The organism is Aeoliella sp., assembly GCF_965227375.1.
Classification (GTDB): domain Bacteria; phylum Planctomycetota; class Planctomycetia; order Pirellulales; family Lacipirellulaceae; genus Aeoliella.
Genome location: NZ_CBDDFX010000001.1, coordinates 1,959,777 through 1,972,800 on the forward strand (window position 1 = coordinate 1,959,777; position 13,024 = coordinate 1,972,800).

Consider the following 13,024-nt stretch of genomic DNA (forward strand, 5'->3'; position numbering starts at 1 on the left):
TAGTCGTACGATCCCTTTCCCGGACCTCACCATGGGCGGGGAACAGCACGAACCCGAAATAGTATAGCCGCAGACTCCACGAATCTCGACTAATGGGTCCAAATGCGCGATTTCGGCGGGCTTTGGCCCGGAATTCTACGGGTTGTATTAGGTTCTATGGTTCCACCCGGCCCTATGGTTCGCGCAACTTGGCGGAGAAATGGCCGCTGATATCCGCAGCGGCGGGAGTGGGGTGTCGGTTATCATCGTGTGGAGCGGCACGGCAATGCCGATGCTGGAGTCCTACGAAAGCAGTGAAAAACTACCCATGTACCGCATCTCGTTGCTGATTGTTCTCGCCGTGTTTGCCAGTCGGCCCATTTTGGCCGAACAACCGAACATTCTGCTGATCCTCACCGACGATCAGGCATACGACGCCGCGCGGTGCTTGGGTTGGGACGAGGTCGACACGCCGAACATCGACCGCCTGGCCGCGCGGGGCACGACGTTCACCCACGCCTACAACCCGGGCAGTTGGAGCGGCGCGGTTTGCGTCGCCAGTCGCACCATGCTGTTCACCGGCAAGCAACTTTGGCACGCGCAGCGCGACGTGCCGCGCCTTGCCGATCGATATGTCCGCGCCGAGCAAAGTTGGCCGCAGCGATTCCGCGCCGCCGGCTACCGCACCGCGATGACTGGCAAGTGGCACGTGGCGGCCGACGTCGAGAAGGTGTTCGACCAGGTGCGGCACGTCCGGCCCGGTATGCCGAAGGATCAGAAGAACATGTACAACCGCCCGCACGAAGGTCAGCCCGACCCGTTCGACCCCGCGGACAAATCTGCTGGCGGCTACTGGAAAGGTGGCCGGCACTGGAGCGAAGTAGTGGCCGACGACGCCATCGAGTTGATGCAAAACGAGGAGGGCGACAAGCGACCATTCTTCCTGTACGCAGCGTTCAACGCCCCGCACGATCCGCGTCAAGCGCCAGCGGAGTACGTGGCTCGCTATCCGCGCGACAAAATGTCGGTGCCTGAGAGTTTCCAACCCGAGTATCCATTCGCCGAAGCGATGGGCGCGGGCCGCGGTTTGCGCGACGAACGCCTGGCCCCGTTCCCGCGGACCGAGTACGCCGTGCGTGCCCACCGCGCGGAGTACGCAGCGATCGTCACGCACCTCGACACGCAGATCGGCCGCATCCTGGATGCCGTGCAGGAGCACGGCCTGGCCGATAACACACGGATCATTTTGACTTCCGATCACGGTTTGGCCATCGGCCGGCATGGGCTGCTGGGCAAGCAGAACATGCACGACCACAGCGTCCGCGTTCCGTTCATCTTATCCGGGCCGGGCGTGGCTGAGGGGGAACAAATCGCCGCGCCGATTTATATGCAGGACATCGTGCCCACGACACTCGCCTGGGCCGGCGCGGCGACCGATGGCATCGAGTTCCAGGACCTCAACCCACTGCTCGACGCGACCACCCAGACCCAACCGCGCGAGGCAATCTACGGCGCCTACCTCGACCGCCAGCGGATGATCACCCGCGGCGACTGGAAACTCATTGTTTATCCTAAGGCCCCGCGAGTACGACTGTACCATCTGAAGAACGACTCGCAAGAAATGGACGACCTGGCCGAAGACCCCGTGTACCAATCGATAGCCGAAGGGCTGCTCGACGATCTGCGTGCGCTGCAAACCGAAATGGGCGACGATCTCAAACTGCCGAAGCTCACGACCATGGAGCCCTACGCTTCGTACACCCCCAAAGCGAGCCCCACGCGCTAGCCTCCCATGCTCAAACGCATTCTCACATGGACCGGCATCGCCTGCGGGCTGTTCGTAGTCTACATGCTCCTGCAGCTGTTCTGGCCTGCCGGGCCGATCAAGGTTTCGCGAGAGACGACATTCATCACCGAGCCGCTGGCCGACGACGGGCTGCCGAACTACTCCGGCTACTTGCTCGCTCACATGCGCGAAGGTGTGACGCCGGAGAATAACGGGGCGATACCGTTTCTCCAGGCGATGTGGCCGGCGGGGCTGGATCCTACGGAGCAGCAGTTGGTTTGCAACGAGTTGGGAATGGAGATGCCAGGCGAGGAAGGCCTCGGCTCCCGGGACTCCAATCGCCAGCTCATGTCGGATTTGCGCGAGTGGTGCGGACTCGTGCCCGAGCCCGAACCAACTAGTGGCGAGTTCGATCAGGTAGGCTTCGCAGGGGACGACGATTCCGATCCCGAGTACGACCTCCTAGATGCCATCGAAACGGGCCCTTGGACTGCCGAAGATGCTGCGCCGATGGCCCACTGGTTGGAGGAGCACGGTTGGCACTTCGATTTGCTTTACGAGGCGGTGGAGCGCGACAAGTTCTATTTTCCGTCGCCTACATTGCTCGCCGATCCCAAGGCTAGTCTTCTCAGCATGACAAACCCAGGCGCACATGCTCTGCGCAGCGCCGCCAACCGTCTTCGATTGAGGGCCAACCTGCGACTGGGGAGCGGCGACATCCGCGGCGCATGGAATGACTGCCGCGTGATCTACCAACTTGCCGACGTTTCGACGCACAGCACCGTGCTCTGCGGATTGATGGCGAGCAAGCGGGAAGAAGTCGGGAATGCGGCGCTGCTCAACATCCTCCAGTCGCCCGAAATCACACCGGAACTGGCCAATGAGATCACCAAGTTTCTCGCTGCCCGCCGGCCGCAACACAACATGCGCGACATCCTGGCAACTGGCGCGCGGGTGGAGTTCATCTCCGACCTTCTATCCATCGCGGGGTACCGTGGCGACGAACCCAAGGCGGCTTCGGGTTGGGCGGCGCCGCGTGTGGAAGACGAAGAGGAAGAACCAAAAGTCGACTGGACTGCCGTACTGCGGATTGCCAATGAGCACTACGATCTGTTTTTGGAAGCCGTCAACCAACCAACCTACGACCAGCAACAACAGGCGCTTGCCACCTGGGCGGACGCGATTGACGCCGGCGCCACGAAACCCGGCTGGGCGAAGATGATGCTCAGCCGCAACACTCGTTCCGAGTACACGGCTTACTCGCTTCAGCAGATACTTGGCTTCACTTACGTACAAGGCCTGAAATACGAACAAAACAACCTCGCATACCGTCAGCTCCACCAAACAGCCGTCGCTCTGTCGCGTTACCAACTTGCCACCGGCGAGTATCCCGAGTCGCTTGAAGCGTTGATACCGAAGTACCTCGACGCGCTGCCCATCGATCCGTTCGACCGCCCAATCGTGTACCAGCGAACCACCGACGGCTACTTGCTCTACTCGCTTGGCGCCAACGGCATCGACGAGGGCGGCAGCAGCGACGAACTGCGTCTCCTGCAGGGCTATCCGATCCCAGAGGACGAAGCTGCTGAAAAGAAACTTCGCCAGCGCCTGGGCGAATCGGTTGTCGACGTGGAGAGTGAGGACTTCGACGACACGCTCGTCATCGACGAATCGTTCGGCCTGGAGCAAAAGTCCGACGACATCGCCATCCGCCTGCCACTGCTCGAAGTGCCGATCCCGAAATTCGAACGGGACGAATAGCGAAATCCGGCACGCGTGCCCGTACGCTGATTCGCGGAGCGAATCGCCACTGACAGGGCTTAGGCCGACTTGCTGAACACGCGGTGCACGCAAGCCAATAGCGCCAAGGCGAACGCTAGTTGGTTTGCTGGGGGTGTGGGCACCGCCGCTACGCTCGATGGGTCCATCATCGACACTGCCGACGAGAAGAACGACTTCCAAATCTCGTAGTCTTCCACTCCGACGATTCCACTATGGTCGGCGTCGGCCATGAGGCCGTCTCCTGTTTGCCCGAGCGAGTTTCGCCATACAGCGTAGTCGGCGAGGTTCACCAAGCCATCGCGATTGAAATCGCCAGGCAGTTGGGTGGCAGCCAGATAGTGGCTTTGAATCTCGGCGGCGGTCAATGCGCGGTTGTACACGGCAGCCTCGTCAATCTGACCAGGCAGGCGAAAGTCGCTGGAGCTGCTGAACTGTGCTCCGAGCCACAGGTCGGCCGTGTTGGAGTAGATGCTGCTGGGAATGTTGTCGGCAGCTTCGGTTTCCTCGTGAACAAGCTCTCCATTGACGTACAGCTTCATGAAGTCGTCTGGTTTGAACACACCCACAACGTGAACCCACTCGCCGATGGGTAGGGGAGTGTCGTCCACCATGTCGGCGGCACTGCCAAAGCTGCCATCGGGCGAGATGACCATACCGAGCGCGCCGACACCGCCACTTTGCAGGTTGACGTACAAGTTGTAACCTCGCTCGTCGCCAGAACCTTGATACTTGGCGATGATGCCACCGTTGCCTTCAGGATACTCGTCGAGTTTGATCCAAGCCTCCATGGTCAACTCGCCTGTGATGTCGAGTTCTGGCGTGTCGGTCACGGTCACATACGTCGTATCGCCATCGAGGTGAGCGGAGCGGTTGTCGCTCGACATTCCGTAGAAACCGGTCGAGGGGCGGGGCCCGGGCTGCCCTAGATTTGCCGGGCCCGCATTTGCCCCCAGACCGATGTAGAGTCCACGGATGTCTTCGTTGCCTGTCGCACTCGGGGCGACCAAGCCGCCCGTTTGTCCCAGCCGCCAGTAGCCGACCGGCCCATCCGCCAGCACGACATCCGCGTAGATGGACGGAACATCGGAGCCCACGGGTTCCAGGTCGACCGTCAGCGTTTCGACGGCCGCGGTTTGGTACAGTTTCGGGTCGGTAAAAATGTCGGTCCACTCCGCCCCTGAACTGTCGGGAAACGCGTCGGGCGCGAGCTGGTTCAGCAGGCCAAAGCCTCCAACCTTCGCCAGCGTTTCGTGCATGGTAGGACCGCTCGCCAGGAACCCATTGATGCTGCCGGCGAGATAGTCGCCGAACTCTCCAACGGCTGCGTCGATCTCGTTCGATCGATACTCAGGCGAGAGCGAACGCATGAACTTCAGACCATACAACGCGTCGAGGTCCATGTATCCGCTGTTGCCGTTGCCAAATCGACCGCTGGCAAGCTGCATGCCCAGGATGCGATCGATCACACGTTCCGGTTCTGGGAAATCGCGGTCCAAGTGCTCGTAGATGGGCCAGATGTGCGCCCCACCACCAAGGCCTTGCACATCGCTGCTGGGTTGCTGACCGGTCCGCCACCAACCGGTGTTGGTGTCGATGTTCGAATCGAGCCAATTAAAGACGGTGTCGTGCCATTGGTCGGTGGCCTCGCTGCTCAAGCTGTAAACGTGCAGTCCTCCCCAGAACTTGTGCGACTGCGACCACTGACTGGCCCAGTTGATGCTGTTTTCCAGATAGTTCGCCACTTCGGCGGGTTGGTCGAAGGGGGCATAGAGCGGAGCGGCCGGATAGAGTTGCTTGCCGCCAAGAGGTCCCAACGCTCCCACGGTCATGCCATTGGCGTGCAACTGATGGTGCCCATAGGTCGAGCTGTAGGTGCCATTCGCCAGGGCGTAGGAGTGAAGGTGGTCGATCCACTCGGTGCGCTGCTGTTCGGTGAGAGACTGGGTGAGGTCTTCGCCCATCACAGTCCTCGAGATCGCCACGTCGAGCGACGCGTAGTAGTCGGGTCCCGTGTCGCTCGCTCGCATGCGATACTGGCCATAAGGTTCGTCGGTGAGTCGGCGACTCTCGAAGAAGGCTTCAAACGCCGGACGGATGGTCGCCAAGTCGAGCACTTCTTCCGATTTGCCGACACTTGGCATCAAGGCCACCCAGCCCGACAACAGACAGGCTACGGCTGTGCACGTAGAGCGCAACATAACTCTCGCTTTCGCAGTGATAGCGTTGTGGTATCCAGTTGCAGGGAGTGCTGCTGACTAACCTTGCCGACGGCGATACATCCAAGGCAAGGCCATCGACATCAAGGTGCCCAGCAACACCGTGGTCGGTTCCGGGATGGCAGTCACCATCAGACTGCCTCCTGAAAGGGAGAGCGCAAACTGGTCGGAGTACTCGGGACTCAATGCAACCCCTCCGTCGATGAGCTCTCCAGCGGATAGCAAGAGGTACGACTCGCCGGGAGCAGGCTGGAATCCTGCAGACAAGTCGGGTGTGATGGTGCCCGACAGGTAGGCTTTTCCACTGATCGAGGCGGGCGCTGCTGCTCCCAGTCCCAAGACCAGCTCGCCTTCGTTGACCAGGTCGCCACCAACGAGTGCCGAACTGGCCAGCGCCAACGATCCGGTATTGATGACTGTTCCACCATCGGTTGGCAGCAAGCGGTAGTCGAAACTAACCGTTCCGGCGCCAGCGATGGTGAGATCGTTGCCGTTCAGATCGACCGTGCCTTCGAAGCTCAGGCTGCCGGAGGAAACGGTGAGTGTGGTATCGTCATCCAGTCGAATGTTCGTCTGCATGAGATGATCGCCTTGCTGCACGTTAATCTCAGCGCTTCCTGCGTCGGTTCGCAGGATCAATGTCGAGAAGCTCGCGACCGCATACTGTTGAGCGCTATCGATGTTGAGCGTGCCAATGATCATGGGGTCTTCGTGGTAGACCGTCTGCGGCGATGTGATTACATTGCCGAGATTCACCACCGCACCGGTGCGATTAGGCACCGAGGCTTGCGACCAATTGTCGATGCTGGCCCAGTTGCCCGAACCGTCGACGTTCCAGGTGTAGGCGCCCGAAGAGGCTCCAGTGGCTGCTTCGAAGTGAGCTTGCACTTCACTGCCCGATAGCGCTTTGTCGTAGACAGCCACCTCGTCGATGCGGCCTTCAAAACCCCAGAGGTTGTCCGGAGAGAATTGGTGGCCAATCCAGAAGTCGCCAGCACCGTCGAAAACGCCCGCCGCTGCAACCACCTGTTGCGCCGACAGCAGTCCGTTAATGTAGATCGACATGGTTGTGGTGCTTTGGTCGTAGGTAGCCGCGATGTGCGTCCACTCTCCCAGAGCGATGTCCGTTTCCGAGAGAACCTGATTCGCCGCCTGGAAGGCGCCGGAGTCGCTCATCACGAAACCTACGCGACCTGGAACCGGGTCGTAGAACAGATTGTAAGAGCGGTTGCCGCCATCTCCGACGTACTTGGAGACGATGCCTTCGTTGCCGCCGGTATCGGTTTGTGCGTCTCGGTTCACCCACGCTTCCAAAGTCAGGCTGCCGGTCACGTCCAACGGGTTTGGTGTCACGGCGTCGTCTGTCACTTCGAGTCGGCCGAAGCCGGATACGGGGATTCCAAAGTGTACCGACCGATTGTCGTTGGCGAAGCCATCAATGACATGACCTCCAGCGATGTCGCCGGGTCGGGGTCCCACCTGACCGATGTTGTTCGGTCCAGTATCTCCAAAGTTGTCGATGTTCTGGATAGCGGCATCGATTCCCGTTTCGCTGGTCGAGTTCTCGGCGAAGAAGGTCAGTCCGTCGCCTTGCTCGTTCAACTGATAGTAAGCCACTGGGCTGCTCGACAGCACGGCCGTGTTGTATTGAGCGCGGGATGTTGCTGGTAGCGCAACAAGCAACAGTGCGGCCGCCAGAGGAGCAAGTGCTCGGGTCAATCGGCGCCAGTTGAAGAGTCCAGCGAGCGCCAACAGCGCGATCGAAGCAGGTTCCGGCACGGCGTTCACGCTGCTTGCCACAGCAGCGCTGCTCATGCCAAAGTTCTGCTTCCATACCTGGTAGTCGTTGATGTCGATTCCGGCCACTCCGTCGCCATTGTCGTTGATGGGCGAATCGTCCAGCGCCCCCAGATTGTTGCGCCACAGCGTGTAGTCAGCGAGATTCACGATGCCATCGTCATTGAAGTCGCCATCCAATCCCGTGTCGATGGAAAGCACGAGGCTATTGCCAACGACGGACAGAGCGAACATGTCGCTACTTGGGCCGACCAGTGTGATTCCGTTGTCGACGAGCGAGGTGGCCGTCAATACGGTAAAGGTCTCATCACCTGAGAGGGCGTAGCCGTTGTAGAGTTCGACGGACAGCACGCCCGACAGGGTGGCCGTGCCCGTGATGTTGAAGAAATCGAACTCGCCAGGGTTCTCGCCAGCGATGTCGATATCCAGCGTGCCTGTGCTGATGAGATTCGCCCCGAAGTCGACTGCCCCTCCGGTGCCGAGCGTATCGCTGTTGACCACCGTTGCACCGCTGGTGGAGGTCACCGAGTTGCTAATGTTCAGAGTTCCACTCAAGATGTTCAAGTTATTGTCACCCAGATCGAGATTGCCCGTGAGATTGACGAAGCCGTCGCTGAAATCGGTCTCGGAGTCGAGCACCACATCGACAGCAATGGTGTGCGTACCCGATCCGTTAACCTGGGCGTTGCCGGTGTCTGCCGATAGAGTAATGCTGCCAGTTCCGCCAAGGACATACTGATTGCCGTTGGAAATGGTCAGCCCCTTCACGGTGACATTGCTGTTGGTGTACACGACGCGTGGCTCGCTAATCGAGCTGCCGAGCACCGCGCTCTGCTGATTGCTGTTGGGCACCGTGTTGAAGCTCCAGTTGCCAGACACATTCCAGTCGCCCGAGGCGTCGGTGTTCCAAGAGAAGGATGTTGGGATGTTGGTGGTCGCCGACTCGTAATGCTCCATAATGCGCGTGGCGCTCAGCGGGAAATCGTACACGGCAACCTCGTCGATCGTCCCCTCGAACGTCCAATTGCTGGCTTCGGTGAACTGCTGACCAATCCAGAGATCAGCCGCACCCGTGTAGAGGCTGGTGAGCGGCGTAGTTCTATTGGCTACGAGATTTCCGTTCGCGTAAATGTTCATGTTCGCCGACCCACTACCCATGGGCTCGATGGTTGCCGCGACATGGACCCATTCTTGCAGCGGCACGTCGTAGTCGGTTGCCTCGAGAACACCGTTGGTGCCGTCGAAGTTGCCATCATCGCTAATCGCAAAGCCAAACGCGTTGATGTCGTCGTCGTAGTACAGATTGTAGGAACGCCCCTCTGCACCATCCGGGCTGGAGACGTTGTCTTGATAGCGACTCACGATGCCCTCGTTGTCGGCGCCCGAAACCACCGCAGGATCGCGGTAGATCCAGGCTTCGAGGGTCAAACCGGTCGAACCATCCAGCGCCAGCGGGTTGGAGCCTCCCATGTCCCAGGGCACCTCGACACCGGGAAAATCGGGCGCGGTAAGCGGCGACAAGCGTATCGCGTTGTTATCTACCCCAAATCCGTCGATAGCGAATCCACCGGCCAAATCCCCCAGGCGGGGCCCCGCCTGGCCAATGTTGTTCACGCCGGTACCAGTTCCGAGATTCAGGAAATTGCCATCCACCGTGGCGCCGAGCGAACCGCTGTTGGTGGCCACACTTCCTGCGGTCTCTTCCAGTCGATAGTAGGCAATCGGCGAATCCGCCAAGACTTCGGTGGAGTACTGACCGAGCGCAGAACCGCTTAGCCCAATCAACGACAAGCACGCAAGCAAGATAGTGTTAGTACGAAGCATCGACGGGTCCTTGGTCGAGAGGGTCGCGAAGACCAACATGAATACGAAGCTGCAAGTGAGCCCAGTCCCTTGAGGGGTGCTGGGCTCGCGTTTGCAGAGGTCGATTGTGCTGCGTTTGGCTAGCTGCTCGAAGCGGTTCGCGCCATGGTTGTCTTGCGACAAGCAAAGAGGGCAAGCGTGCCGAGCACCGCGAGTGCAACAGAACCCGGTTCGGGAATGGCCGCGGCGTAGTGTCGCGCAACCGCATCGGGACTGAGCGGATAATCGTAGATTGCAACTTCATCAATGTTGCCTTCGAAGGTCCACTGGTCCGTGTTTTGGTACTGCCTGCCAATCCAGAGATCCGTCTGGCCGGTGTAGATGGATGTCTTGGTGGTTTCCTTGCTGGCGACTTCCTCTCCGTTGACGTAGATCTTCATCATGCCAGGATCCCCAGGGTTCACGAGCCCGGGAGGCGAGTAGGTGCTTACGACGTGCAACCACTCCTCGAGTGGTACGTCGTAGTCGCTGGCGATGAGCTGATCCGCGTGCGAGAAGTTGCCTAGATCGGTGACCAGGAAGATGAAAGCGTTGTCTTCTTCGTCGTAGCCTAGCAGGTAGGAGCGGGCTTCCATTCCGTCGGGGCTGGCCAAATTGTCCTGGTATCTACCGACGATGCCTTCGCTGTCGTTCGACGTATCGATTGATTGGGGTGCAAGCTTCACCCATGCCTCGAGGCTGAGGCCGGTCGCGCCATCAATCGCCAGCGGATCGGGATCCGTCCAAGCGCGGACAACGGCGGGGTTGCCACCTGCACCCTCATTGGGGTCGATGAGAATCGACGTGTTCGAAGGGTCGAAGCCAGGCAGATTGGGGCCTGGTACGCCGTAGGCACTCATGTTCTCGGCCGTTCCGCCTGGAATGGAATCGTACACCGCGTCGATCCCCGCCGCTGTGCCACTATTGGCGGCAGTGCTGCCGGAGGTTTCGTTAAGCCGGTAATACGCCAAGGGATTGTCGGCAAGGACCGCATCGCTATACGTGCCCGCCAAACTAGCAGTGCAAACGACAGGCGAGAGCGCCAGAAGAGTCGTAGCGAGCAAAGGAAGGGGTAACCGCAGGTCTTGGATGGTCATTAGTACAATTCCTCCGCTAGAGATGAACATCAGTAAGGTTGCATCCGCCATCTTTTCGGTTGGTAGCGCCGTAGTAGTTGCTCTTCTTGGACGAACTGCAAGCGATCGCGAGCTACGGCACTAACTCTTAGAAGGCGCAAGGCACGCATAGTGGACACCAAAACTGAAGAATTCAAATGCTGCGAAAAAGTTTGCGATCAACAGCCCATCGCCTTACGCTGTAGGCGTTTGAGAAATCGGCGATTGGAAGTATTTCTGCGTCCAAGTCGCAATTCTTGCGCCTTATATCGGTAGGAGGCTTTGATGCCAACGCAACGGACACCTGACGATGCAAAGACGAAAGCCAACTGCGCAACCGATCCAGGCGACGAGGCCACTCAACCAATGCGTGATAGTGTTAATGGCTTGGAAGGAGACTCGGACCATGACTTAACGAGCATGGACAAGGCTCGTTTTGTTCGATTGTGGGCAACGCACAAACGAAGAGTGTACGCCTACGTGCTGAGTCTGGTTCCCAATTGGGCCGATGCCGACGAAGTGTTTCAGGAGACCAATATTCGTCTCTGGCGAGACTTCTCACGGTTCGATGGCGAGACCGATTTTGGCACTTGGGCTGTAAGCGTCGCTTACTATCAGGTGCTCACTTGGCGCAAACGCCAATCGCGAAATCGCCTGGTGTTCGACGATGAGACGATCAACGCCATTGCGGAACAACATGGAAACCTGCTGCCAGTCACCGATGCTCGCTTCGGCGCATTGCGAGATTGCTTTCAGGAACTGCATGGAAGGCAGCGAGAGCTGATTACCAAGTTCTATGCCCCTGGGACGAGCATTGAAGAACTCGGCAACTCCGTCGGCAAGACCCGCGCCGCGGTATACAAAGCTCTACAACGTATCAGGGCTTCGCTTCGCACTTGTATCGAGCGAAGACTGAAACGAGACCAAATAACATGAGAGAACTTCACAAACAAGGCGACAGTCGGACCTCCCGACTCGACCAGTTGCTGACGACACAGCTCAACGGAGAGGCTACTAGGGCCGACTCCGAGGAGTTGAATCGGCTGCTGCAGTCAGAGCCGGGAGCGATCGCCGACTACGTGGAGCTAGTGACGGATTCCTCCGTCCTAAGAGGGCTCAGCGAAGCCGCTTTGTTCTGTGCAACGCCGAAGAGCGATAACGAAAGCAACACCGAAGAGTCGTTGGCGTTGCTCGACCGATCTTTGCGAACGCGACTCTACGAGCGGGTACCCTTGGCCTACATGGCCACCGCTGCGTGCATTCTGCTGGCAGTCGTGCTGTTGCTTTCTCGCAGTAATACTGGTTCACCAGAGTTTGCCGGATCCAACCCGAACGATGAGCCCGCTGTGTCCGGCGAAGGCAAGTCGCGTGTAGTTTCAACGACTACCGTAAACGATGAAATTGCCACCGTGCTTCGCGAAGACGACGTGGTGTGGGCGAAAGACAACGTGGACATTGGTGAGTTGAGCCGCGTTTCGGTGGGAGATACGCTCCACTTGAGTTCTGGTGAAATCGAGTTGGTGTTTGATCGCTCGGTGAGAATGCGCGTGCGAGGTCCGGCGCTCTTGGAGCTTCGTTCGGACACCATGGTATATAGCCGTTTCGGTGTGTTATCCGCCAGAGTAGGAGAGGCCGGCAGGGGATTTACCATCGAGACGCCGAACGGTCGCATTGTGGACTTGGGAACAGAGTTTGGTGTAGCCGTTGACGAGAAAGGTTCGACGGATGTGGCCGTGTTTATGGGCGCCGTCGACTTGACTATTGGACCTCAGGATAACCTGAGGAAACCCCGGGTGATTCGCCGCCTTGTTCAAGGGCAAGCGCTGACGCTGGATGTTGACGGTTCGATGCGCAGGCTGGTGTCGTATGACGATTCGCAGTTTCCGACTTTCCGCAACGAGTTGCCGGTAGATTCGGATCGACCTTCCAGCATCTTTACCAACGTAAGCGACAACATTCGCGACGGAATCGATGCGAAGTCGTACCGAATTGTCCCCGGCGGGTTGCGTGAGGACGCGCTGGCCTACGTCGATCGGCAGCATCAGTGGAACGGCATCGACTCCGAAGGAATACCCAAGATACTTTATGGCGCCGACTACATCATGCCATTCAACGCCGACAAGGGGCGACCCACCTTAAACGTCGAGGTATCGCTTGGCCGGCCTTCTCGGCTGTTCGTGTTCATGAGCACCATAGCCAAGGTTCCGAAGTGGCTATCCGATGATTTTACGAAGACCGATATGCGAATCGGCCTGGATGAGTCGGGTGAGTATGCACTAGTCGACGGTTACCGACTCGCAACCGGGCCTGGAAAAGCAATCGATACGGAATTCTATGTTTGGCAGCGAGACGTTGAATTTCCTGACACTGTCATGCTGGGTAGTGTAAGACAAGCCCGACGTGGAACGGGTTATTGTATGTATGGTATCGCAGCAGTACCTCTCGAGGTCGCGCGACACTACGACGTTTTGTCGGATTAGTGCTCCGCGATCAAACGGCCAACCAAG

General features: G+C 58.8%; 7 protein-coding genes. 4 read left to right on the top strand and 3 right to left on the bottom strand.

Annotation, left to right across the window (positions count from 1 at the left end):
- Window positions 1-199 precede the first annotated feature (199 nt).
- Entirely contained in the window at window positions 200-1,765 is a 1,566-nt protein-coding gene (locus tag ACQK2L_RS07985; protein ID WP_425396414.1) for a sulfatase-like hydrolase/transferase, read from the top strand.
- 6 nt (window positions 1,766-1,771) lie between these two features.
- Window positions 1,772-3,526 carry a hypothetical protein gene (locus ACQK2L_RS07990; protein WP_425396415.1) on the top strand — a complete coding sequence of 585 codons (1,755 nt, stop codon included), beginning with the start codon at window positions 1,772-1,774 and terminating at the stop codon, window positions 3,524-3,526.
- Between the two features lie 59 nt (window positions 3,527-3,585).
- Here ACQK2L_RS07990 and ACQK2L_RS07995 read toward each other — a convergent pair whose 3' ends face one another.
- From ACQK2L_RS07995 to ACQK2L_RS08005, 3 genes are all read right to left on the bottom strand, one after another.
- A complete protein-coding gene (locus ACQK2L_RS07995) occupies window positions 3,586-5,745 on the bottom strand; it encodes a LamG domain-containing protein (protein WP_425396416.1) in 2,160 nt (719 codons plus the stop codon).
- A gap of 57 nt (window positions 5,746-5,802) precedes the next feature.
- Window positions 5,803-9,384, bottom strand: coding sequence for a LamG-like jellyroll fold domain-containing protein (locus ACQK2L_RS08000; protein ID WP_425396417.1), 3,582 nt, complete (start codon window positions 9,382-9,384; stop codon window positions 5,803-5,805).
- A gap of 119 nt (window positions 9,385-9,503) precedes the next feature.
- Window positions 9,504-10,499 (bottom strand): LamG-like jellyroll fold domain-containing protein, encoded by a 996-nt coding sequence (locus tag ACQK2L_RS08005; RefSeq protein WP_425396418.1) that lies wholly within the window; start codon window positions 10,497-10,499, stop codon window positions 9,504-9,506.
- Window positions 10,500-10,802: 303 nt separating this feature from the next.
- Here ACQK2L_RS08005 and ACQK2L_RS08010 point away from each other — a divergent pair, with 303 nt between their 5' ends.
- Together ACQK2L_RS08010 and ACQK2L_RS08015 are read left to right on the top strand one after the other, a co-directional pair.
- The gene (locus ACQK2L_RS08010; protein WP_425396419.1) at window positions 10,803-11,453 is read left to right on the top strand and encodes a sigma-70 family RNA polymerase sigma factor; all 651 of its coding nucleotides are present in this window, start codon (window positions 10,803-10,805) and stop codon (window positions 11,451-11,453) included.
- On the top strand, window positions 11,450-12,997 hold the full coding sequence (locus ACQK2L_RS08015; RefSeq protein WP_425396420.1) for a FecR domain-containing protein: 1,548 nt from the start codon (window positions 11,450-11,452) through the stop codon (window positions 12,995-12,997). Before ACQK2L_RS08010 ends, ACQK2L_RS08015 begins: the two co-directional genes overlap by 4 nt.
- The last annotated feature ends 27 nt before the right edge of the window (window positions 12,998-13,024 follow it).